Below are 21,640 nucleotides of genomic sequence, written 5' to 3' on the forward strand. Positions count from 1 at the left end.
TTATATAATACCGATCACGGCTTTTGCGATGAATACGAACAGAAATGCAAGTGCTGCCGCATTGCTTGCAAATTTAGTGAACGAATAATCGCTGTGCTGCACATAGTGCAGTTTTCTGAATGCTTGGCGCAGGGTAAGACGTTCGGCGAGACGCAGTGCAATGTAGAAGAACAGCAGTGCGAAGATGATGCAGAGTGCAGGAAGAAAGCGCAGAATGCCGTATACCATAAACTTACCGAGCAGCCAGTTCAGGAAAAGGAACAAAGCCGATGATACCGCATGTGCAATGACCGCATACCAGAACGATCCAAATACAAAGGTGAGCCAGCTCATGCCGAAAGCAAAGATAATACCACCCGGCAGTGCGGGCAGAGAGCCGTACAGCATGGCACTGATACAGGTGATCAGTCCGATGACCTGACGGGTGCTCATGTACTCACTCAGGAAGGTCTGGATATACCCGCGCAGATAAAATTCTTCGATCAGGGCGGGTACCAGAATGGCAGCCAGAATCGCGAAGAACGAAACCGAGTTGCCAAACGGGATGGTCAGCAGTGAAAATGAGAGATTGATCTCACTGGCACCGGTGATGCGATAGACCAGATATTCAATATCAAAACGAATAAAGGATAATCCCAAAGCCATGCAAAGGGTAAAACCAAGCATTTCGGCTGAGATATGGGAGGGCTTCAACTTTGGCCGGAAGTTCTCTTTGCGCGGCATGAGAACATGCAGCAGAACAATGGGAATGAACATAGCGGCAAAGTCGAGCAAGATACCGAACCATTCAGGATAGAGAGTTAAAATATTCGGTAAAAAGGATTGCGCGCCGATGAGCAGCGCAAAACAGATGAAGAGCGACAGGCAGAGCCGCAATGCGGATTTACTTTTCACTATGTACCTGCCTTTCCGTTATAATACAGTCACAAGGGATATCGGTAGCTTCTCGGGGCAGCGGTGTGCGCAGCAGTCGGGAAAAATCGCACAATGCTGCCGTGAAAGCTGAGGTTTGACACAAAAAGCGATCGTAATATCCACCGCCGTAGCCCAGACGAAATCCTTCGAGATCGGCACACAGACAGGGCACGATGCAAAAATCGATTTCTTCCGGCGCGATGATGGGACGATCAGCCTGCGGTTCGCGGATTCCAAATTTCCCGGGAATGAGCTCATGCAGAGATTGAATTTCCCTAGCCGTCATTTCTCCGGGACGCTCACAGCGTGGGACACACACTCGCTTTCCGCGCGCCAGCGCATCGGAAATAATCGCGTCAGTTGCGATTTCTTCTGCTGTCGCGCAGTAGCAGAAGATCGTGCGCGCCGATTGGTATGCGTCCAGTCCGCACACGGCCTCAGTAATAGCACGATCCCGAAGGCGACGTGCCTCCGGGGTCTCTGCTGCCCGCAGTGCAAGCATTTTTTTGCGTAAGAGAGCTTTTTCAGCGTGCATAGCAGACCGAAGCGGCAATCTTATCCGCGGTTTCCCGACCGCACAGTGCCTCGCAGAGTGTCAGTGCAAAGTCAAACGCCGCGCCAGCGCCGCGACCGGTGATAATCTTACCGTCCCAAACACAGGGAACAGCCTGTGCAATGGCACCGACCATGCCGTCTTCCATGCCCGGATAGCAGGTTGCACGCTTGCCGTTGAGAATACCCATACCGCCCAGAACGATAGACGGTGCAGCACAAATCGCGCTGACATAGTGACCGTCAGCCAGAACCTTCTCAACTGCATTGCGAACGAAATCCGATGCATAGAGATTCTTGGTGCCCGGCATACCGCCCGGCAGGAAAATCAGGTCGGCCGATGCCAGATCGGTCTCTTCAGGCAGTAAATCGGCGATCATCGGTACACCGTGCGCACCGGTCACCGTCTTTCCAGTCACACCGACCGTGCGGACATCGACACCAGCGCGGCGGAGGACATCAATCGGGGTCAATGCTTCGACTTCTTCAAAACCGTCAGCTAAAAATACATAAACCATGACTGTTCTCTCCTTTTCAGTTGAGCATAAGATTCATATAGCCGTGCATGGACGGCTGAGACGTATAAAATTTAATGCATCCCAAAGAATGAGCGGGCTCGTCGGCCGGGCCGGACATGCGCACTGAGGTGCAGCCTGTCTGATGTGCCAAAGCGGACAAGAAAGCCTCTCGATTGGCACGGTCTGCACAGACACATTCCTGTGCCCAGATGCCAGCTTCTTCCTGCCAGACGAAAGCGTAGCCTGTTAGTTTCCCATCTTGCTCCCAGCCATAAGCACCAGCACCCAAAGTTTGAAAGAGGGCGAGCTGCTGCTGCCATTGTGCAGCCGAGCGGATGACTGCCATATCATATTGCGCAGTCTGCGCATCATAGAGTGCCTGACACGCATTGAGATCGTCTGCAGTCAAGGGACGCAGGCAAGCATTTGGAACGGGTGCAATCTGCTCGGTAAACGTTTGGATAGAAAACTGAGGCAGATAGCCGAATGGACGATAGAAATCGAACAACCATTTCTCTTGTGGAATGAGCATGGAGGCAACACGGCCATGCTGTTGATCCCAGTCGAAAGAAGCGGACAGCAGTTGACTCATCAGATGCTGACGGCGGAAGTCAGGATGGGTACAAGCGCCGTAGATATAAGTGACCGGAAAATCCTGATCGTGCACACGAAGTGTATAGGGCAGCATCTGCACCATCGCAGCGATACAACCGTCAAGTTCACATACCAAGGTGTCGTTCAGGGAAAACAGATGATCGAAGTAATAAGGGTTAAACCCGGTGTCATCCGGGAAACAAATCTCCCAGAGATCACGAATTGCCGAAAGATCACCCGGCTGAGCGAAGCGGATCATTGCGCTTCCCCTTTCGGGACGGCGACATATTTTTTGGACAAAAATGCCGGATAGTAAGACTGCTTTGCCTTGCGCAGACCTTCCAGACCGAGATCTTCCTCACGATTGACGTACATGACATCGGTGCAGTTGCGTTTGACGAACTGCTGGTTGATCATCTGATAGGCACCGGGAATATTATGGTCAGCCTTTTCGATCTGAACGACGTACATGTCATCGGTTGCGCGACAGCCGAACGTGAATGCGATCACTTCCCCATCCAGACGCAGCAGACCGCCGCGTAGACCGAGGGCATCCCAGTTATTCAGGCCAATACCAACCGCACAGGTTTCACCAAAGAAGGCGTGGTCACGCATGCAGCCATTCATCTCACACCACTTGAAGTGGAATTTGAGTGCTTCACGCACGTTATCCGGGGTAATATCCTCGTAACTCCAGCGGCCTTCATAGTTGGCCAGGAAACGGTTGACCAGATTGCGCTTGGACTGCAACTTTTTGCCCGATAAGGTCTGTAATTTTTCGCTCAGATAGACATAGTCGGCTGCACCTTCGTTGTAGGAGTAGTCGAACTGACCCGGACAGCAGGTTTCCATGCGCTCGATCATGTCCTCAGCAACCGAGACCATAATAAACGGGTTGCCGCGCTCAGCGGCATCCTCACGCAGTGCTGCGACCGGCTGACACAGACTTCCCTCTCCGATCGGTGCCAGATACATTTCCTTTCCGGAATCTGCATCCCGCATTTTAACCAGTAAGAAGTCACCTAGAAAACAGATTTTGGTATCATAGTGATCGCGCCAGATATACAGATCAACAAAGCAGTGCTCGCACAGATGGTAGTTGTGCGCTCTGGCACAGGCTTCAACACGTTCCTTATCTTCCAGCGTGATTTCTCGAAAATCTAACATAAAATCCTTTCTCTCTCGTGTAGATCGCTCTTATTTGGATGATTTGCAGCCGAAAACGAATTATTCAGCGTTCTGCAGTTCCAAATAATGGGCGCGAACCTGACTTGCCTGACCGCAGGTCATTTTGCCTTCCGTGCAGGGACCGGACACGCACGGCGGGCCGGCATGACGGAACAGCGTGGGCGCTACGGCATAGACAAGCTTGTACATTTCTTCTGCCAGTGCACGAATCTCCCACTGTGCGCGGTTGCAGCAGCGCAGACGGAAGAAGTTTTGCAGAGAACGTGCATTGGCGGTCATGACGATGCGGGTTGTGCAGGCGTTGGGCAGGACATAACGCGCATCCTCAATGGCTTTTTTCTCCGCCTTGGAGCGAGCAGCCTTTTCGCTCATACCCGCAGCCAGATTTTCGGCTAGATAACCTTCCATCAGCGTTGCGGTCAGCGCTTCATAAGTGCGCTGATCGTCTTCCATCGCCTGGATAAACTGTGCTTTGGCTGCCGGGATTTTCTCGATCTCGGGCGGGACAACATATTCAAAACCCTTCTCGCGCACATAGCGCTGGGACTGGACGCTGTAAGAAGCCATACGGTGGCGGGTAATCTGTGCCAACAGCGAGCGGGACACACCTTCGATTGCAAAGGTGAACGAAACGTGCTCAATCGGGCTTTCGTGACCGATTTCGGTCAGCATCTGTAAGAAGGACTGTGTTTTTTCCCCGGTCAGTCCGTCCAGAATACCGTCAACATCGACGGACGAGTAGCAGTTTTTAGCCGCGGCGGCGATCAAACGCTCAGGGTCGGGCGTGTGTGCCAGCAAACGGACTTTCATCATGATTGTTTTCCTCCAAACAGTCTGGTCTTGATGGTGATCAGCAGAAACAGCGGCAGTTTCATCATGCGTCCGAAGCGGCTGGGCTGCTTGAGCAGACGGTGGAGCCATTCCAGATTCAAACGGCGGAAAAGCTCGGGCGCACGCTGTACGGTTCCGGCGAATACATCCAGCGAACCACCCAGACCACAAGACAGCGTAACCGGGAGCTCGTCCATGTGACCAGCCATAAAGCGCTCTTGTTTGGGTGCACCGAGGCAGGTAAACATGACATCGGCTCCGCCTGCGGCCTTGACCGCATCGATTGCCTGCTGGTCGTCCTTGAAGTAGCCGTCCTGTGTACCGGCGATGACCAGTCCGGGATATTTCTTTTTGATGTTTTCAGCAGCCTTTTCAGCGACACCCGGCTTGGCACCGAGCAGGAACAGGCGCATTCCTTCCTGTGACATGCGATACATAAGTGCGTCTGCAAAGTCGATACCGGGCACCTTGCCGGCAAGCGGAACGCCCAAAATGCGGGCAGCATAAATAACGCCGATGCCGTCGGGCAGAACAAGAGAGGCACGGTTAACGATATCGCGGAAGACCGGATCCTCAAACGTTGCATATACGATTTCCGGGTTCGGGGTTACGACATAACCCTTTTTTCCGGCGCGGATCTGATCCATTGCCGCGTCGACCGCGTCTTTGAGTGTGACATTATGAAAAGTGACACCTAAAATATTTGCAGTTTTCACAGCTGATTCTCCATCTATATATATTTTATATCTATTCTATTCTAGCGCATTTCCCGATAAACCACAAGCCTAATTTGTTCGGGATATCTGTAAAGGTATACAAAAACAGCCGACACAAATCGGTGCCGGCTGTTGAAATTTCAGATATTTTAGATCAAATCACGAATGACCTGCCCCATCTCGCTGGTGGACAGAGCGGTCTGACCGGGAGACGCGATATCGGCAGTGCGGCAGCCGTTGTCGAGTGCCTTGCCGACAGCCTGCTCGATGGCATCGGCTTCTGCCGACAGACCGAACGAGTAGCGCAACATCATGGCGCAGGACAGAATAGTCGCAATCGGGTTTGCAATGCCCTTGCCTGCGATGTCGGGTGCAGAACCGTGAATGGGTTCGTACATGCCGCGGCCGGTTTCGCCGATCGAAGCGGACGGCAGCATACCGATCGAGCCGGTAATCATGGAAGCCTCGTCGGACAGAATGTCGCCGAACAGGTTGCCGGTCAGCAGAACGTCAAACTGACCCGGGCTATGTACCAGTTGCATGGCAGCGTTGTCAACATACATGTGCTGCAGTTCAACGTCGGGATACTCGGCAGCAATGCGGGTTACGGTCTCGCGCCAGACGCGGGAGGTCTCGAGTACGTTGGCCTTATCTACGCTGGTGACCTTCTTGGAGCGAACACGCGCCATCTCAAACGCACGGCGTGCGATGCGCTCTACCTCGTAGACCGAGTAGTTCATATCGTCGCATCCCATTTCGCCCCAACCACAGTCACTTTCCTTGCGGTAGTGATTGCCAAAGTAGACGTCACCAGTCAGCTCGCGGCAAACGACGATGTCGAAACCGTCGCCAATGATTTCCTTCTTGATCGGGCAGGCATCCGCGAGAGCCTTGTACATCATCGCAGGGCGAATATTTGCGAACAGACCGAGCGCTGCGCGCAGACCGAGCAGAGCCTTTTCCGGGCGCTTTGCAGACGGTACATTGTCCCACTTGGGGCCGCCAACGGCACCGAGCAAAACCGAGTCTGCATTTTTGCAGATTTCGATCGTCTCATCGGTCAGCGGAATGCCATTTGCATCGATGGAGCAGCCGCCGGCCAGAACTTCCTGAAATTTAAAAGTGTGACCAAACTTTTCGCCGATCTTTTCCAGAACCAGCATAGCCTCAGAAACGATTTCCGGGCCGATACCGTCACCCTTGATGACTGCAATATTGTAATTCATGGGACTCACTCTCCTCTTTCCTTCAGCGACTTGAGCAGACCACCGGCATGGATGATGGACTGAATAAACGGCGGGAATGCAGCTGCCTGATAGGTCTCGCCCTTGGTGACGTTGGTGATGACGCCGGTATCAAAGTCAACCGATACCTCATCCCCTGCCTCAATACCGTTTGCAGCGGCTTCGCATTCCAGAATGGGAAGGCCGATGTTGATGGCGTTGCGGTAGAAAATACGTGCAAAGGAAGCTGCGATGACGCAGGAAACCTTGTTTTCCTTCAGAACGAGCGGTGCATGCTCACGTGAGGAGCCGCAGCCAAAGTTACGGTTTGCCACGATGATGTCGCCGGGCTGAACCTTCTTGACAAATTCGGTATCGATATCCTCCATCGCATGGGTAGCCAGCTCAGCCGGATCGGCGATATTCAGATAACGTGCAGGGATGATAACGTCGGTGTCGACGTTATCCCCGTATTTGAAAACAGAACCTTTTACGATCATGGTAGACTTCCTTCCCTGTTACTTGACATCTTCGGGGGCACAGATGTAGCCCATAACGGCGGATGCGGCAGCGACTGCCGGGCTTGCCAGATAGATTTCGCTCGTGATATGACCCATACGGCCGACAAAGTTGCGGTTCGTGGTCGAGATCGAGCGCTCGTTCTGCGCCAGAATACCCATGTGACCGCCGAGGCACGGGCCGCAGGTCGGCGTGGAGACAATGGCACCAGCCTGGATGAAGATTTTCGCCAGACCTTCCTCGATGCACTGGAGGTAAACTTCCTGCGTCGCCGGAATAACGATGGTACGTACACCGGGAGCAACATGACGGCCCTTGAGGATGGAAGCCGCAATGCGCATATCTTCAATACGGCCGTTGGTGCACGAACCGATGACCGACTGCTGAATCTCGATGTGGTCGAGCTCATCAATGGTCTTGGTGTTCTCGGGCAGATGCGGGCATGCAACAGTCGGACGCAGCGTGGACAGATCGATCTCGTAGGTCTCGTCGTAAACTGCGTCTGCGTCGGCCTCGAATACCGTGACTGCGCGGTGTACACGATCTTTAATATATTCCATGGTCTTGTCGTCAACCGGGAAGATACCATTCTTAGCGCCTGCCTCAATGGCCATGTTGCAGATGGTGAAGCGGTCGTCCATGGACAGCTCTGCAACACCCTCGCCGGTAAACTCCATCGACTTGTACAGCGCACCATCTACACCAATCTTGCCGATAATGTGCAGAATAACGTCCTTGCCAGAAATCCAGGGAGCCTTCTTGCCCTTCAGAACAAACTTGATGGCCGAGGGAACCTTAAACCATGCCTTACCGGTTGCCATACCGGCAGCCAGATCGGTCGAGCCAACGCCGGTGGAGAACGCACCCAGTGCACCGTAGGTGCAGGTGTGGGAGTCTGCACCGATGATGAGCTCACCCGGAGCGGTCAAGCCTTTTTCGGGCAGCAGTGCGTGCTCGACGCCCATCTCACCGACATCGTAAAAGTTTACGATGTCGTACTTCTTCGCGAACTCACGGCACTCTAAGCACTGCTGAGCAGACTTGATGTCCTTATTCGGTGCAAAGTGGTCCATAACAAGCGCGATCTTGGTGCGGTCAAAAACCTTGTCAAAACCTGCCTTTTCCATTTCGCGGATGGCAACCGGGCCGGTGATATCGTTGGCCAAGGTCAGATCGACCTGTGCCTCGATGAGCTGTCCGGCGGTCACCGCGTCAAGTCCCGCATGTTTTGCGAGGATCTTCTGAGTCATTGTCATTGCCATAGTTGTAATCCCTCTTGTTTATTCCATAAAGAACTTATTGATACCGTTGATATATGCCTTGATCGAAGCCTCGATAACGTCGACTGCAACGCCGCGGCCGGTGACGAGCTCGCTGCCGTCTACCGAGATCTTGACGATTGCTTCGCCCTGTGCGTCCTCGCCTTCGGTCATTGCCTTCAAGGAGTAATCCTCCAGAACAACTTCGCGGCCGACGATCTTGTTGATGGCACGGAATGCGGCATTGATCGGGCCGTCCGATGCTGCAACACGCTCGATGGTCTCATCGCCGTGCTTGACGCGGATAACAGCGGTCGAGGTGATGGAGTTACCCGAGTTGATAACGAAGTTGACCAGCGTGTAACGCTCGCTGCCGGAAACCGGAACTGCACCGACCAGAGCTTCGAGGTCGCGATCCTTGATGATCTTCTTCTTGTCTGCGAGGAGCTTGAACTTTGCAAATGCCTTGTCGAGCTTTTCAGCATCGAGCTGATAGCCCAGCGTGCGCAGACGATCTTCGAATGCGTGACGGCCGGAGTGCTTGCCGAGAACGATGGCGTTCTGCGGAATACCGACGGATTCGGGAGTCATGATCTCGTAAGTTTCCTTGTTTGCCATGACACCGTGCTGATGGATACCGGATTCGTGTGCGAATGCGTTTGCACCGATAATCGGCTTGGTCGGAGCAACCGGAACACCGGTGATGGTCTGAATCATGCGGCTAGCACGATAGATCTGGGTGGTATCGATGTTGGATTCTGCCTGATAGTAGTCGCGGCGGACATGCAGCGCCATGACGCACTCTTCCATGGAAGCGTTGCCGGCGCGCTCGCCGATACCGTTGATTGTACATTCGATCTGGTTGATACCGGCCTCAACGCCTGCCAGCGAGTTGGCAACCGCCATGCCGAGGTCGTTGTGGCAGTGGCAGGACAGCGTGACGTTTTCAATGCCGGGGGTGTGCTCACGCAGATAACGAACGAGTGCAGCGTACTCATCGGGAGCCATATAACCGACGGTGTCGGGAATGTTAAGCGTGGTTGCACCAGCCTTGATGGCAGCTTCAAAGGTCTTTGCCAGGAACTCGGGCTCGGTGCGGCAAGCGTCCTCAGCGGAGAACTCGATATCGCTCAAATACTTCTTTGCGTAAGCAACATTGTGCGCGATTGCTTCCAAAACTTCGTCCTGAGACATTTTCAGCTTATACTGTCTGTGGAGCGGAGATGTTGCGAGGAATACATGAATACGAGCGGAGTTTGCACGCTTAATTGCGCTGTATGCCGCATCAATATCCTTTTCTACACAGCGAGCCAGCGAGCAGACCGTCGAGTTGTGAACGTTGTCTGCAATGGCTGCGATCGCTGCCGCATCACCCGGGGAAGCAATGGCAAAACCGGCCTCGATGATGTCGACCTTCATGGATTCCAGCTGACGTGCAACCTCAATTTTTTCATTCAGGTTCATGCTGCAGCCGGGAGACTGCTCGCCATCACGTAAGGTTGTGTCGAAAATCTGAATCGTTCTTCCCATGATCAAAATCCTCCTGATAGACAAAGTTTGGGATCTGCGGGACAAAACAAAAAGCTTCGTCCCTTAAAATACTTTAAGAGACGAAGCTAGAAACTCCGCGTTACCACTCTCATTGCCGTCCGTAGACGACCACTCAGTGCATATCAAACAATATGCCTTCCCTATAACGGGGGACAACCGGTAGAACCTACTGGAAAATTTCAGTCCACAGCTCCCGGGCGAGTTTCACCGGTCACAGATACTGTTTTGCACCAACCAACAGCTCTCTGAAATCTGGGGAACGATTACTTTACCCGTTCATTGCTTTTACTAATTTAGCTTGTGAAAGAATATAGGTATATGATAGACCATTTGTGCAAAGCTGTCAAGAGAAAATTTGGGATTTTTTTGAGACAAATTTTAAGACAATACAAAAAGTCAATTTCTTCGCTTGCAACTTCCGACCGGATTCTATACAATAAATAAAACGAACAGGAGGAGTTTGGCATAGATGGAATGGATACAGGGATTAGATCATGATATATTGCTGTATATTGCCCAGCATGTACGACAGGACTGGCTGACACCCATTGTGACACTGATCACTTCACTGGGAAATGCAGGAGCGATTTGGCTGGTGATTGCGTTTGTGCTGGTGATTCGTCCGCGTACACGGCGGTGTGGTATTGCGATGCTGCTGGCATTGCTGCTCGGATTGTTGATTGGAAATCTGGCCATTAAGAACATCGTGGCACGTCCACGGCCGTTCCGTACTTATACCGATATTATACCGCTCGTCTCGCCGGGAGATTTGTATTCCTTCCCTTCCGGACATACATTGTCTTCCTTCTGCGCGGCGACTGCATGCTTTGGTTTTTACAAAAAACCGGGAATCGCATGCGGGGTACTTGCGGTATTGATCGGACTTTCTCGCCTCTATGTCGGCGTTCATTATCCGACCGACGTGCTGTGCGGTGCACTGTTGGGCATTGTGCTGGGCTGGATTTCGGTCTGGATTGTCAATCAGATCGGTGACCAAATGCATTTTCGCCGCATGAAATATTGAGCTTCAGGGATATGCACAAAAGCATATCCCTTGTTTTTTCTACGAAAATCGTGTATGATAGGCTACAAGGAAAAATGACATGGAATATGTCAGAAAGAAAGTAGGTTTCACTATGAAAAAAGGAAATCCGTGGGCGCTGCTCCCGATTGCGGTCTTCTTGGTGCTTTTCATCGCGGTTGGCATCATAGATAATCGTATGGGCGGCATGTTCGGAGATTCCCTGCCAGCAATTGTTGGCTTTTTGATTGCGCTGATCGTTGCATTTTTGCAGAATCCCAAGGGAACCAAGCTGACCTTTGAGGAAAAGCTGAATACGATGGCGCGCGGCGCTGGTGAGGAGAACATTATGATCATGTGTCTGGTGTTCATTCTCGCAGGTGCATTTTCTGCTTCGGTAAAGGCGGCAGGCGGCGCAGACGCGACGGTAAATTTCGGTCTGTCCATTCTGCCGGGCAATGTCGCAGTTGTTGGTGTGTTCATTATCGGCTGCTTTATCTCGACCTCGATGGGTACTTCGGTCGGTACGATCGTTGCACTGGCGCCGATTGCCATTGGCATCAGTGAGAAGACTGGCATTTCCATGGCACTGTGCATTGGTGCGGCGGTCTGTGGTGCAATGTTTGGCGATAACCTGTCCATGATTTCGGATACGACCATCGCGGCAACACGTACACAGGGCTGTGCGATGAAGGACAAGTTCCGCGAAAACTTTAAGATTGCACTGCCTGCTGCGATTGTCACGGCGATTATCTTTTTTGTCAGCACGATGGGCACAAATTATGCGCCTGCCGAGGAGCTGACGTATAATGTGGTTCGCATTATCCCTTATCTGGTTGTCCTGATTGGTGCACTGGTTGGCTTGAATGTATTTCTGCTGCTGGTTGGCGGCACGGTGCTTTCTCTGGCCATCGGCATTGCTTACGGAGACTTCGGTCTGCTGGATATTTTCAAGATCATGGGCGACGGTATTATGAGCATGTATGACATTACCGTTATCTCGATCCTGGTAGCTGGTGTCGTTTCTCTGGTTCGCCAGAACGGTGGTATCGATTGGATTTTGTACGTGATTCGTCGCTGCATTCACGGTAAGAAGGGTGCGGAAATTGGTATTGCAGCACTGTCTTCAGTTGTAGACTGCTCGACTGCAAACAATACGGTTGCGATTGTCATTGCAGGCCCGATTGCAAAGGAGATTGCAGAGGATTACGATATCAGCCCCAAGCGTACCGCTTCCCTGTTGGATATCTTCACCTCGACCTTCCAGGGTATCATCCCTTACGGTGCGCAGCTGCTGTACGCGGCAGCCGCGACCGAGATGGCAACCCAGAAAATCTCGTCGGTGCAGATCGTTCCCTATTGCTACTACCCGATTCTGCTCGGTGTGAGTGCGCTGCTCTTCATCATCTTCGGAAAAGAGACTGCAAAGAAATAAGACATAAGAAAAGAGCTGTCCGTTTTGGACAGCTCTTTTTTACTGCACAGAAATCAAAGAGAGAAATCGATGTGCTGTTCTTGGATATTGTGCTTTTCCGCGTAGCCGGTGAGCATCAGGGTGAGCGCTCCGTCACCGGTAACGTTACAAGCAGTACCGAAGGAATCCTGCAGTGCGAAGATGGTGAGCATGAGCGCCGTGCCGGCATCGTCGAAACGAAGAACGCCGGTGATGAGGCCCAGAGAAGCCATAACCGTACCGCCCGGAACACCGGGTGCACCGATCGCGAAGATGCCGAGCAGTGCGCAGAACAGAACCATGGTGCCAAAGCTGGGCAGAGAGCCATACAGGATCTTGGAAACAACCATGACGAAGAATACCTCGGTCAGAACCGAACCGCACAGATGGATATTCGCAAAGAGCGGAATACCAAAGTCAATCATGTCGTGACGCAGAACCTTGGACTTCTTTGCGCAGCGCAGTGCAACAGCCAGCGTAGCAGCCGAAGACATGGTGCCGACAGCGGTGATGTAAGCGGGACCGTAATTGCGCAGAACATCCCAGGGATTCTTACCCGAGTACGCACCTGCCAGACCATACAGAACACCCAGCCAGATGTAATGACCGATCATAACGATGATGACGACGATTAGGAAGACAGGCAGCTGCTTGGTGATCGTGCCCTCGTATGCCAGCGTGCAGAAGGTGGTGCTGATGAATACGGGCAGGATGGGGATGATGACACAGGTAACGATCAGCAGAACGATGCGCTGGAACTCGTCAAGCGCCTGAGAGATCACCTTTGCGTTGCTGACCGTTGCAGCCAGACCGACCATGACCGAGATGACCAGTGCACTCATAACGGACATAATCTGCGGAATGTCCAGCTTGAAGACTGCTTCCGGCGTATCGCGCAGGCCGTCAACCGCACTGGCGATATTCAGGTGCGGAATGATGGTGAAGCCAGCACCGGTGGACATGAGTGCAGCGCACAGCGACGATACATACGCCAGAATCAAAGCCACGCCCAGCATGCGCGATGCATTGGAGCCCAGCTTGGTGATCGAGGGTGCGATAAAGCCGATGATGATGAGCGGTACACAGAAGTTGATCAGCTGATTTAAGATATACTTTGCCGTCACGATGACCTGAAGGATACCGGTGTTAATCGAAGCCGGAAGCAGATCCTCTGCGAGGAACAGGCCGACAGCCATACCGATGATAACGCCGAGAACCAGCTTCGCGGGCAGGCTCTTCAGAATTTTCATAATGTAGATTACCCCTTCCAATAAAATGACTTAGAGACCGGTCATAATGCGGATGATTTCCTTATCGGTCTCACGCATACCGTCGTGCCCCAGACGACCGATATTGCGGATGGTGTTTTCGACACCCTTGGTGACAATACCGTCACCGCCATAGAACTGCTGGCCGTCACAGTACATCTGGTGACCCAGAATACCGGCGTCGACGGCTGCCGCAATCTTAGCCGCACACGAGGGTTTCGCACCGTCACAAATGACACCGGATACCGTTGCCAGAGAGTTAACCAAGGTGTGTGCGATATCCTCGTATCCGCCACCCTGCAGCCATGCAATCGCGGAACCCGCCGCACAGCCGGCGCTGACAGCGCCGCAGTATGCGGATAGGCGACCGATACCTGTTTTGAGGTGGATGGTCAGAAGGTCGGACAAGGTGACCGCCTGAATCAGTTTGTCATGAGACACTTGCAGTTCCTTGGCATATTCAATGACAGGAACCGATGCGGTGATGCCCTGATTACCGCTGCCGGAAACAATGATAACCGGCAATTCACAGCCGCTCATACGAGCATCGGAACCCGCTGCTGCCATAGCGCGTGCGCGAATCTTGACATCGTTGCCGTAATGATGCAGTAAAACCGAGCCAATATTCGCGCCCCAGTTGCCGTCGATGCCGGCCTGTGCGATGGCAGAGTTATACTCGATCTGTCGTTCCACCATTTCGCGAACATCGTCAATGCACATGGTCTCGACGAAATCCAGAATGCCCTCGACGGACAGACTGCTGCGGTCGGTGAGCGTAGAAGCTTGTACATTTTCTGCGGTGTGTCCAGCTTCCAAGAGCAGAACGCCGTCCTTTTCTACATGGACGATGTTGGTGTGATAGTCTGCAATGCGCAGCTTCACATAGGAGTCACCGGAACGCAGCGTCAGGATGATATCAAAAATGACATCTCCTTCGGCGGGACGGACGGTGATTTCGTGTTCGTCCAAATAAGTGCGGATGGCTTGCTTTTCGGCATCAGATACCGATGCAATGACTTCCAGAATCTGATCGGCGTGTCCTGCAACGATACCCGCTGCTGCAGCTGCTTCAATACCCTTCAGACCATCGGTGTTCGGCACGACAACACTCTTGACATTTTTGATGATGTTGCCGCTGGCTTCAACCAGAACGGTCTCGGGTAAACATCCGAGGATTTCCCGTGCCTTGGCTGCACCGTATGCGATCGCAATCGGTTCTGTACAGCCCATAGCCGGAACAAGTTCCTCTTTCAGAATCTGAATATAATTCTGATAACGGATGTCAGTCGGCTGCATGTGAGTTCCCCCTTTCCTGATAAAGCAGATAGAAATAATGCGAGGCCAAAGCCCTGTATCATTGTAGCATCAAAGGACAAAATATACAAGGAAATTCCACCAGAGGTTGTGCCTATTTTGGCATGGCGCACAAAAGATACCTCGTAAAATGTAACAACTTATAGAAAAACATAAAAATATGCTGAAACGTGAAACCTTGATTTGGAAAATAAAAAAAGCAGTTCTCATTCGAGAACTGCTTTTCAGTGGTGGACACTAAGGGGCTCGAACCCATGACCTTCCGCACGTCAAGCGGATGCTCTACCAGCTGAGCTAAATGTCCATATCAACGTTGGAGTGAACCAACGTTGAATATTATATCAGACTTCTTCTTCGTTGTCAAGCTCTGAAAGATCAAATTCTAATTCTTCTCCGCAGGCATTGCAAACGATAGAACCGGCGCCCAACATATCCTGATCGAGGTAAATGATCTCGCCGCAGGTCGGACAAACAACCTGATAGAGATCCTGATCGGGATCGGGGGCAATTTCATCCTCAGTGTCGTCATCGTCGAGGAGAAAATCCTCGGTAATTGCCGACAGCTCTTCGTATACATCGTCAAGCTCGTCGAGCAGTTCCTCGTTCTGCTGCTTGAGGGTTGTTACAGCCTCAGCCAGCTCATCGAGGGCGGACAGCACACCACTGAGTAATTTGCCTTCCTTTTTCTCGGTATCGATTTCAAGACCTTCAAACAGTCCTTTCAAGTAGGCAACACGTTCTGTGACAGTCATTTAACATCCTCCTCCGTGAAAAGTGAAGACAGTATATGAAATTGGGACTTAGCCCTTTGCGCGCTCGAGGTACTCGCCGGTACGGGTGTCGATCTTGATGCGGTCACCGATCTCGATGAAGAGCGGAACCTGGACGGTAGCGCCGGTCTCGAGAACAGCGGGCTTCAGGGTGTTGGTAGCAGTGTTGCCCTTGAAGCCGGGATCGGTCTCGGTGATCTCGAGCTCAACGAAGAGCGGGGGCTCAACTGCGAATACGCTGCCCTTGTAGGACAGAACCTTAACGTTGGTATTCTCCTTGACGAAACGGAAGTCATCGCCCAGAGTGGACTTGTTGATCGGCAGCTGATCGTAAGTCTCGGTATCCATGAAGTAGTAGAGATCGCCGTCAGCGTACAGGTACTGCATCTCCTTGCGCTCAACGTAAGCGGGCTCGTACTTATCGGTGGGGTTGAAGCTGCGCTCGGTTACAGCGCCGGTGATGACATTCTTCATCTTAACGCGAACGAAAGCAGCGCCCTTACCCGGCTTTACATGCTGGAACTCAACGACCTGAAGAACCTGGCCGTCCATCTCAAAAGTAACACCGTTTCTGAATTCACCTGCAGAAATCATAATTTTGAATCCTCCAAATCATTAAACACCAGTGTGTTCTAATAAATTCTAAATGAATGCTCATATATTCTACCCTATTTTGAGCTATTTGACAAGTCCCTTTTTCACGTTTTCGTGGAAATGCGCAGAATTCGTCGAGAATTCTATGCATTTTTTACGGGCAGGAAAAAAGCGCGGAGAGAGTTCTCCGCGCTTTTTTGTGGGACAGGATCGTTTAACGGCAGCCGTTGCAGCCGCAGTCGAGAGCGGGCGTGTTGCAGCAGCAGGTATCCTGCGTGTTGCTTCCGCAGCAGATCCAGAGCAGAATGATTGCAAACAGGATGATGATCCACCAAGAATCGTTGCCCCAGCAAGAAGAATTGAGATACATAATGTTTTCCTCCTTTTGTGGATTACATCTTATCCTATGATATCAGGAGGAAATTGGTTCTTGATTTACAGGCCTTTTTTCTGGACGGCTTCCAGCTGGCTCTGAGAGAAGACACCGGCAGCGACGAGATCATCACATAGCCTGCTGCCGCGCTTGGTCTTGACGAAGAGCGCACGATAAGAGGTATAGGCGACGTGATCGCGCAGGAATTTTCCGCTTTGCAGGATGGCCTGCCGCTCCCCTGCCGTTTGAATGCCCAGATCAACCGCGCTCTGGTCGGATGTTGCCCAGCTGAAATCGCCACCTGTGTCGGAGTAGCCGAGAGCACGGAGCAAAAAGGTCATGTAATCCAGATAACGCAGATCCATGGTAGAGCCAAACGTCGTGGCATCAATTCCGCTGGTGTAGCCTTGTTGATAGGCGTAAGCAACGTAGCGAGTCGCCCATGCGGGAACATCGGTAAAAGGATGCGAACCTGTACAGGATAGCGCAGCCTGTTCTTTTCCCAGCAGACGAATGAGCATTACAATGCCTTCCAACCGGGTTGCAGGACGTTCCAGCTCATAGCCTTTGCTGGTGCCCTGAAACAGACCCAGTGATTGCAGCGCATCGGCGTATGCCATGTATTGCACGGTGACATTTGAACCGGAGGAAGAAGTTCCGGTTGTGTATTGCCCAGAAATCAGAACCGAACTACTGCTTTGCAGTTTGATCGATACATTATCATCTGCGGCTAAATAGATCTGATTGATTTGCAGTGCAGAACCAGCGGACACGGCCTCTCCAGTCGTCAAATTGATCCAAGTGCCCTGCGAGACAGCTGCACTACCCGATTGCAGCGTGATTTCGGTACCGGTCTGTGCGGTGATGACCGTGTTCGCTGCCAGAGAGGACGAAGTTTTGTCGCCGAGTGCAGCCATGATTTCGCTTTCCAAACGGGTTGTGATCATTTCGGTGTCGTATTGGCTTTCCAATGCGGTTAATTTGGTGGTAACCGAGGTGTTTAAGATGGATTTCGCCTTTGCAGATGCCTGCCCCGCAACAGATTCAAGGTATGTACCGAGTACGTAAGATTGACTGATTAAAGAGTCATTTGCCGAACCCGGAAGGCTGAGCGCTCCCGCAACCGTTCCGCCTATAAAGAGCGCAATTGCAATCCAAACGATGGGCTGACGCTTCATAATGGTGCACCGCCCTCCTTTTTGTAAATGTACTGTTTTTCAGTATAATCGCTGCTGAAAGTTTTGTCAAAGACAGATCTTTCCGGACAATCCGCTTTCGGTCAGACCGGTGATTTGCACGGGCAGCTGCTTGTTTTTGGAGATTGCCGGGTGCGCAGCCTGTACAGGAAAGCAGAAGTCACTGTGTCCACTCCATAGATCGGAACCGCTCACCGGGTGTTCAAACAATACGTTCATGGTGCGGCCAATAAATCGACTGCGGTAGTCTGCGCTCATCTGGGCGGCAATCGATTTTGCTTTTGTCGCGCGTGCAGATTTTTCTGCATCGGGAATCTGCATGGGCATGGATGCTGCCGGCGTACCCGGACGAACGGAGTATGGGAATACATGCATGTCCGAGAACTGACATTGCTGGATAAATTGTAGGGTCTGCTCAAATTCTGCATCGGTTTCACCGGGAAATCCCACGATCAGATCGGTCGTGATTGAGCAGTCCGGGAAGTATGTGCGTAATTGTTCGCAGCGTTCAGCAAAGAATGCAGCCGTATAACGGCGCTTCATGCGAGCCAGCGTGCTGTCGCAGCCACTTTGCAAGGATAGATGAAAATGGGGTCGTAAATTTTGATATGCGGCGAGCGATTGACAGAAATTTTCGTCAATCGTGCGTGGTTCCAAAGAGCCTAGACGAATATAAGTGTGCGGAACAGCTTGGCAAAGCTGCACAATCAAATCCAGCAGGGATGGCTGTTTGGGAAGATCACGCCCATAGGAAGAAATTTCAATGCCGGTCACGACAATTTCCTGTACTCCCGCCTCGGATAGACGGATCGCTTCGGATACCGCGGTATCCATGGGCATGGAGCGAACATGTCCGCGTGCATACGGGATAATGCAGTAAGTACAGTAGTTGTCACACCCATCCTCTACCTTGAGCAGCGCGCGTGTGCGTCCAACAGGTACGCCAGCAGGCAATACTTCGTAGCTGCGTCCGGGACAGCGGAACTTGTCCAGATCGTGCGGGAATCTTCCCTGTATGGCTTCTTCGCACAGTGCGATGACTTCAGAGCGCGCGGAGGTACCGCAGATGAGGTCGATCTCTCCGCTGGCTTGCAGTTTGTCGGGCTCAGTCTGGGCAAAACAGCCGCAGGCGGCAATGATTGCATGCGGATTTTCCCGACGAATTTTATGGAATGCGCGCAGGTTTTTGTGATCGCTGATAGCGGTGACACTGCAAGTATTGATGATGAAAGCGTCGGCATCGTGCGTGCAGATTTCATGTCCGCGCGCCTGTGCCTGCTGCATCAGTGCCTGTGTTTCGAACAGGTTCACTTTACAGCCTAAAGTGTAAAAACCGAATTTCATGGATAGAACTCATTTCTTGTAAGATTGCCTTATATTATACGCGAAAGTGCGCAAGAACACAATAAGAACGGTCGGATTTCGCTTGTTTAGTAAATTTTAGTTTGACAATCACAACTTATTGTGATATTATATACACGTATTGTAATTCGCGTTTGTAACCAAAATGTAATTTACAACATCGTTTTGTAATATTAGAGAAGGAGATTTTGTATGGCATCTATCGTCAAAGACGGAGAGCTCCTGATGTACAAGGGCCATCCTCTGATGCGAAAAGAGAACATTATTTATTACGGCAGCATGGAAGATCGCTACATCATTATGATGCAGATTCTCGAGACCAAGAAAGAGGGCGACCTCGAGGTTGCGACTAAGGTTGCGGTTCAGCTTCAGCAGACCAGCCAGACCGTTCGCATGAAGGATCGCATCGTTAAGAAGAGCGAAAAGAGCAGCCTGTGGAGCGCGATGGATATTGCTTCCATTTGGCTGAGCCGTGCGTTGTCGGCGAAGTAAGACAGAAACCCACGTTTGAATCGCCGATCCGCATGGTTCGGCGAAGAGAAGGAGTATTCATATGAAGATGAAGCACGTAAAGGTGGTGCTGACGACCGCACTTTCAGCAGCGATGGTCATCGGAAATGCATCCGCCCTTTATGCGGGTGTTAATACCGCTTCTACCAACTTGAATTTCCGTGAATCCGCAGGAGGCACTGTAATCGGTGCAATTCCGAGCGGCGCGAGAGTAGCAGTCATCGACAATACCAGTGAATGGTATCGCGTTGCGTATAATGGCGCAATTGGTTATGTTAGCGCAGACTATATTCAGTACAGCGAAGACGGAGACGTAGATCTGGGAACGGGTATCGTAAACGAGGATTCGGTTAACATCCGTACCGAGCCCAACACCGATTCCGAGGTTATGCTCCAGCTGAATACCGATGATTGTGTTGACGTCAATGGCGTTGTCGATGGCTGGTACCGCGTTGCGATTGATGATACGGCAGGTTATATCTATGCTGATTATCTGACCTTCGAGCATACCATGACCGATACCCCGGCACAGCATCATGAGGCTGCTGCTACGCAGGAACAGTCCAGCGCAGAAGCGGACAAGCTGCTCAGCTATGCAGAGAAGTTCCTGGGTACCCCGTATGTTTACGGCGGCAGCACGCCGAGTGGTTTTGACTGCTCTGGTTTTACTACATACGTATTCCGTAATGCACTGGGCATTTCCCTGCCCCGTACTTCTTCGGAACAGAGCCAGACTTACACCCGTATCAATTCGATCTCTGAGCTCAAGCCCGGCGATCTGGTATTCTTCGGCAATGGTTCCAAGGTAAACCATGTTGGCATTTATGTTGGTGAGGGCGAGTTCATTCACTCTCCGCACACCGGTTCGTATGTCAAGTATGATACCCTGAACTCTGGCAACTATTACAAGAACTTCATGTGGGGCGGCCGCGTCCTGTAATGAGCAAATGACAAGACCTAAAACCAAATTGGTTTCAGGTCTTTTTTTATTAATCTAAGTTGATGTATAGGATTTCATTTTCAATCGAGAGCGATTGCAGCGAAATGCCCTGTGCACGCAGTCCATTGGTTGCAGCCTCAGCAAGCGTATCACAGACTGGCTCCAGTAAGTTGTGCGGCAGTGTAAGTCCTCCGATTTCGAGCGCCTGCGGATGCAGGATGATGGAACCTTCCTGATATCCGATTGAGACAACTGCGGTGAGTTTGCATGTATTGGGCAACAGGATCGAGGCAGCGCGCGGCAATTCCAGCGCGCTGGGGTCGATGTCTGCGGTAAAACATGCACTTCCCTGCTCGGTCAATTGAATGTTCAAATTGGTCAGCGGGAAATCAACCGGAAGCTGCCGGGAAATCAGAGTAGTCAGGGCACCGCCGTCGAGTGTGATTTGTCTGGTATCCTGCTCAGCGTCACGTCCGGAAACCCGCTGAACGGTTGTGCGCGGCATGTGCAGCGGTATGTCACTGTGCAAGACGACTCGTCCGATTAGAAGCACACAGAGCAGCAGACAAACGAACATGCAGACAGAGGGCAAATATTTACGCAGCATGATAGGACGCCTCACTTCCCGACTCTTTTGATAAAAGATATGTCGGTAGGCGCATGGTTATGTTTTCCGAGCATAGAAAAAAGCATCCCAAACTGGGATGCTTTCTTGTACGCAAAGCGATCAATTACTGATTCTCTTCGATGTACTTGCAGATATCACCGATGGTGGACATCTTCATAGCTTCCTCGTCGGAAATGGAGATACCGAAGTTCTCCTCCAGATCCATCATCAGCTCAACGATGTCGAGGGAGTCAGCGTTCAGATCTTCCTTGATCTTGGTGTCCATGGTCATGGACGCTGCGTCTGCGTCGAACTTCTCAGCCAGCAGCTCACAAATCTTTTCAAACATAGTGTGTCTCCTTTTTG

Annotated in this window: 24 protein-coding genes, 1 tRNA gene and 1 other annotated feature; of the genes, 4 read left to right on the forward strand and 21 right to left on the reverse strand. The window is 51.7% G+C overall.

The genetic code is table 11. The features are described 5' to 3' along the window. The 11 genes from B5D52_RS05510 to B5D52_RS05560 all read right to left on the reverse strand — a co-directional run bounded on the left by B5D52_RS05510 (position 1) and on the right by B5D52_RS05560 (position 9,845). Positions 1–894, reverse strand: a complete 894-nt coding sequence (locus B5D52_RS05510; protein ID WP_016146611.1) for a CPBP family intramembrane glutamic endopeptidase — start codon at positions 892–894, stop codon at positions 1–3. Then, positions 884–1,450, reverse strand: a complete 567-nt coding sequence (locus B5D52_RS05515; protein ID WP_040332463.1) for a 5-formyltetrahydrofolate cyclo-ligase — start codon at positions 1,448–1,450, stop codon at positions 884–886. The genes B5D52_RS05510 and B5D52_RS05515 overlap by 11 nt, the downstream gene beginning before the upstream one ends. Continuing rightward, positions 1,440–1,985, reverse strand: a complete 546-nt coding sequence (locus B5D52_RS05520; RefSeq protein WP_016146613.1) for a DJ-1 family glyoxalase III — start codon at positions 1,983–1,985, stop codon at positions 1,440–1,442. The genes B5D52_RS05515 and B5D52_RS05520 overlap by 11 nt, the downstream gene beginning before the upstream one ends. Before the next feature lie 16 nt (positions 1,986–2,001). Further along, positions 2,002–2,838, reverse strand: coding sequence for a GNAT family N-acetyltransferase (locus tag B5D52_RS05525; protein WP_016146614.1), 837 nt, complete (start codon positions 2,836–2,838; stop codon positions 2,002–2,004). After that, the gene (locus B5D52_RS05530; protein WP_016146615.1) at positions 2,835–3,746 is read right to left on the reverse strand and encodes a DUF2156 domain-containing protein; all 912 of its coding nucleotides are present in this window, start codon (positions 3,744–3,746) and stop codon (positions 2,835–2,837) included. The genes B5D52_RS05525 and B5D52_RS05530 overlap by 4 nt, the downstream gene beginning before the upstream one ends. A 60-nt stretch (positions 3,747–3,806) precedes the next feature. Continuing rightward, positions 3,807–4,580 carry an FAD-dependent thymidylate synthase gene (gene thyX, locus B5D52_RS05535; RefSeq protein WP_016146616.1) on the reverse strand — a complete coding sequence of 258 codons (774 nt, stop codon included), beginning with the start codon at positions 4,578–4,580 and terminating at the stop codon, positions 3,807–3,809. Continuing rightward, on the reverse strand, positions 4,577–5,314 hold the full coding sequence (locus B5D52_RS05540) for a WecB/TagA/CpsF family glycosyltransferase (RefSeq protein ID WP_016146617.1): 738 nt from the start codon (positions 5,312–5,314) through the stop codon (positions 4,577–4,579). The genes thyX and B5D52_RS05540 overlap by 4 nt, the downstream gene beginning before the upstream one ends. A gap of 149 nt (positions 5,315–5,463) precedes the next feature. Continuing rightward, entirely contained in the window at positions 5,464–6,540 is a 1,077-nt protein-coding gene (gene leuB / locus B5D52_RS05545; RefSeq protein ID WP_016146618.1) for a 3-isopropylmalate dehydrogenase, read from the reverse strand. A gap of 5 nt (positions 6,541–6,545) precedes the next feature. After that, positions 6,546–7,037 carry a 3-isopropylmalate dehydratase small subunit gene (gene leuD / locus B5D52_RS05550; RefSeq protein WP_016146619.1) on the reverse strand — a complete coding sequence of 164 codons (492 nt, stop codon included), beginning with the start codon at positions 7,035–7,037 and terminating at the stop codon, positions 6,546–6,548. 18 nt (positions 7,038–7,055) lie between these two features. Continuing rightward, on the reverse strand, positions 7,056–8,318 hold the full coding sequence (gene leuC, locus B5D52_RS05555; protein ID WP_016146620.1) for a 3-isopropylmalate dehydratase large subunit: 1,263 nt from the start codon (positions 8,316–8,318) through the stop codon (positions 7,056–7,058). 18 nt (positions 8,319–8,336) lie between these two features. Continuing rightward, positions 8,337–9,845 carry a 2-isopropylmalate synthase gene (locus tag B5D52_RS05560; RefSeq protein ID WP_016146621.1) on the reverse strand — a complete coding sequence of 503 codons (1,509 nt, stop codon included), beginning with the start codon at positions 9,843–9,845 and terminating at the stop codon, positions 8,337–8,339. A 73-nt stretch (positions 9,846–9,918) separates the two neighbouring features. Then, positions 9,919–10,155, reverse strand: a binding site (T-box leader). Between the two features lie 180 nt (positions 10,156–10,335). Here B5D52_RS05560 and B5D52_RS05565 point away from each other — a divergent pair. Further along, positions 10,336–10,890, forward strand: coding sequence for a phosphatase PAP2 family protein (locus tag B5D52_RS05565; RefSeq protein ID WP_016146622.1), 555 nt, complete (start codon positions 10,336–10,338; stop codon positions 10,888–10,890). A 112-nt stretch (positions 10,891–11,002) separates the two neighbouring features. Further along, on the forward strand, positions 11,003–12,322 hold the full coding sequence (locus tag B5D52_RS05570) for a Na+/H+ antiporter NhaC family protein (protein ID WP_040332642.1): 1,320 nt from the start codon (positions 11,003–11,005) through the stop codon (positions 12,320–12,322). A 53-nt stretch (positions 12,323–12,375) separates the two neighbouring features. Here B5D52_RS05570 and B5D52_RS05575 read toward each other — a convergent pair whose 3' ends face one another. From B5D52_RS05575 to mtaB, 8 genes are all read right to left on the reverse strand, one after another. Beyond that, entirely contained in the window at positions 12,376–13,593 is a 1,218-nt protein-coding gene (locus B5D52_RS05575; RefSeq protein ID WP_040332643.1) for a dicarboxylate/amino acid:cation symporter, read from the reverse strand. Positions 13,594–13,620: 27 nt separating this feature from the next. Continuing rightward, positions 13,621–14,904: an L-cysteine desulfidase family protein gene (locus B5D52_RS05580; protein ID WP_016146625.1), complete on the reverse strand. Its 1,284-nt coding sequence runs from the start codon at positions 14,902–14,904 to the stop codon at positions 13,621–13,623. Positions 14,905–15,150: 246 nt separating this feature from the next. Beyond that, a tRNA-Val gene (locus B5D52_RS05585) sits at positions 15,151–15,226 on the reverse strand. A gap of 37 nt (positions 15,227–15,263) precedes the next feature. Further along, complete coding sequence (locus B5D52_RS05590) at positions 15,264–15,674, reverse strand: CD1247 N-terminal domain-containing protein (RefSeq protein ID WP_016146626.1); 411 nt, start codon at positions 15,672–15,674, stop codon at positions 15,264–15,266. A gap of 48 nt (positions 15,675–15,722) precedes the next feature. Further along, on the reverse strand, positions 15,723–16,286 hold the full coding sequence (efp, locus tag B5D52_RS05595) for an elongation factor P (protein WP_016146627.1): 564 nt from the start codon (positions 16,284–16,286) through the stop codon (positions 15,723–15,725). Positions 16,287–16,500: 214 nt separating this feature from the next. Continuing rightward, positions 16,501–16,656: a hypothetical protein gene (locus tag B5D52_RS16085; protein ID WP_016146628.1), complete on the reverse strand. Its 156-nt coding sequence runs from the start codon at positions 16,654–16,656 to the stop codon at positions 16,501–16,503. Between the two features lie 65 nt (positions 16,657–16,721). After that, positions 16,722–17,837, reverse strand: a complete 1,116-nt coding sequence (locus B5D52_RS05600; RefSeq protein ID WP_016146629.1) for an S-layer homology domain-containing protein — start codon at positions 17,835–17,837, stop codon at positions 16,722–16,724. A 66-nt stretch (positions 17,838–17,903) separates the two neighbouring features. Then, positions 17,904–19,199: a tRNA (N(6)-L-threonylcarbamoyladenosine(37)-C(2))-methylthiotransferase MtaB gene (gene mtaB / locus B5D52_RS05605; protein ID WP_016146630.1), complete on the reverse strand. Its 1,296-nt coding sequence runs from the start codon at positions 19,197–19,199 to the stop codon at positions 17,904–17,906. 210 nt (positions 19,200–19,409) lie between these two features. On the opposite strand from mtaB, the gene B5D52_RS05610 reads away from it, so the two are divergent. Together B5D52_RS05610 and B5D52_RS05615 are read left to right on the forward strand one after the other, a co-directional pair. Beyond that, a complete protein-coding gene (locus tag B5D52_RS05610; RefSeq protein WP_016146631.1) occupies positions 19,410–19,709 on the forward strand; it encodes a hypothetical protein in 300 nt (99 codons plus the stop codon). 67 nt (positions 19,710–19,776) lie between these two features. Further along, on the forward strand, positions 19,777–20,667 hold the full coding sequence (locus B5D52_RS05615) for a C40 family peptidase (RefSeq protein WP_162608071.1): 891 nt from the start codon (positions 19,777–19,779) through the stop codon (positions 20,665–20,667). 49 nt (positions 20,668–20,716) lie between these two features. Here B5D52_RS05615 and B5D52_RS05620 read toward each other — a convergent pair whose 3' ends face one another. Both B5D52_RS05620 and acpP read right to left on the reverse strand, forming a co-directional pair. Beyond that, the gene (locus B5D52_RS05620) at positions 20,717–21,274 is read right to left on the reverse strand and encodes a hypothetical protein (RefSeq protein ID WP_016146633.1); all 558 of its coding nucleotides are present in this window, start codon (positions 21,272–21,274) and stop codon (positions 20,717–20,719) included. 124 nt (positions 21,275–21,398) lie between these two features. Further along, positions 21,399–21,623: an acyl carrier protein gene (acpP, locus tag B5D52_RS05625; RefSeq protein WP_016146634.1), complete on the reverse strand. Its 225-nt coding sequence runs from the start codon at positions 21,621–21,623 to the stop codon at positions 21,399–21,401. Positions 21,624–21,640 lie beyond the last annotated feature (17 nt).

This window comes from Butyricicoccus pullicaecorum DSM 23266, assembly GCF_900167005.1.
Taxonomy (GTDB): Bacteria; Bacillota; Clostridia; order Oscillospirales; family Butyricicoccaceae; genus Butyricicoccus; species Butyricicoccus pullicaecorum.

What these genes read in the sequence shown, in the direction of transcription:
- B5D52_RS16085 (WP_016146628.1), bottom strand. Translation starts at nt 16,656, where the DNA reads ATGTATCTCAATTCTTCTTGCTGGGGCAACGATTCTTGGTGGATCATC.
- B5D52_RS05565 (WP_016146622.1), top strand. Translation starts at nt 10,336, where the DNA reads ATGGAATGGATACAGGGATTAGATCATGATATATTGCTGTATATTGCC.
- thyX (WP_016146616.1), bottom strand. Translation starts at nt 4,580, where the DNA reads ATGATGAAAGTCCGTTTGCTGGCACACACGCCCGACCCTGAGCGTTTG.
- leuB (WP_016146618.1), bottom strand. Translation starts at nt 6,540, where the DNA reads ATGAATTACAATATTGCAGTCATCAAGGGTGACGGTATCGGCCCGGAA.
- B5D52_RS05580 (WP_016146625.1), bottom strand. Translation starts at nt 14,904, where the DNA reads ATGCAGCCGACTGACATCCGTTATCAGAATTATATTCAGATTCTGAAA.
- B5D52_RS05610 (WP_016146631.1), top strand. Translation starts at nt 19,410, where the DNA reads ATGGCATCTATCGTCAAAGACGGAGAGCTCCTGATGTACAAGGGCCAT.
- efp (WP_016146627.1), bottom strand. Translation starts at nt 16,286, where the DNA reads ATGATTTCTGCAGGTGAATTCAGAAACGGTGTTACTTTTGAGATGGAC.
- leuC (WP_016146620.1), bottom strand. Translation starts at nt 8,318, where the DNA reads ATGGCAATGACAATGACTCAGAAGATCCTCGCAAAACATGCGGGACTT.
- B5D52_RS05560 (WP_016146621.1), bottom strand. Translation starts at nt 9,845, where the DNA reads ATGGGAAGAACGATTCAGATTTTCGACACAACCTTACGTGATGGCGAG.
- leuD (WP_016146619.1), bottom strand. Translation starts at nt 7,037, where the DNA reads ATGATCGTAAAAGGTTCTGTTTTCAAATACGGGGATAACGTCGACACC.
- B5D52_RS05570 (WP_040332642.1), top strand. Translation starts at nt 11,003, where the DNA reads ATGAAAAAAGGAAATCCGTGGGCGCTGCTCCCGATTGCGGTCTTCTTG.
- B5D52_RS05530 (WP_016146615.1), bottom strand. Translation starts at nt 3,746, where the DNA reads ATGTTAGATTTTCGAGAAATCACGCTGGAAGATAAGGAACGTGTTGAA.
- B5D52_RS05620 (WP_016146633.1), bottom strand. Translation starts at nt 21,274, where the DNA reads ATGCTGCGTAAATATTTGCCCTCTGTCTGCATGTTCGTTTGTCTGCTG.
- mtaB (WP_016146630.1), bottom strand. Translation starts at nt 19,199, where the DNA reads ATGAAATTCGGTTTTTACACTTTAGGCTGTAAAGTGAACCTGTTCGAA.
- B5D52_RS05525 (WP_016146614.1), bottom strand. Translation starts at nt 2,838, where the DNA reads ATGATCCGCTTCGCTCAGCCGGGTGATCTTTCGGCAATTCGTGATCTC.
- B5D52_RS05590 (WP_016146626.1), bottom strand. Translation starts at nt 15,674, where the DNA reads ATGACTGTCACAGAACGTGTTGCCTACTTGAAAGGACTGTTTGAAGGT.
- B5D52_RS05615 (WP_162608071.1), top strand. Translation starts at nt 19,777, where the DNA reads ATGAAGCACGTAAAGGTGGTGCTGACGACCGCACTTTCAGCAGCGATG.
- acpP (WP_016146634.1), bottom strand. Translation starts at nt 21,623, where the DNA reads ATGTTTGAAAAGATTTGTGAGCTGCTGGCTGAGAAGTTCGACGCAGAC.
- B5D52_RS05600 (WP_016146629.1), bottom strand. Translation starts at nt 17,837, where the DNA reads ATGAAGCGTCAGCCCATCGTTTGGATTGCAATTGCGCTCTTTATAGGC.
- B5D52_RS05520 (WP_016146613.1), bottom strand. Translation starts at nt 1,985, where the DNA reads ATGGTTTATGTATTTTTAGCTGACGGTTTTGAAGAAGTCGAAGCATTG.
- B5D52_RS05515 (WP_040332463.1), bottom strand. Translation starts at nt 1,450, where the DNA reads ATGCACGCTGAAAAAGCTCTCTTACGCAAAAAAATGCTTGCACTGCGG.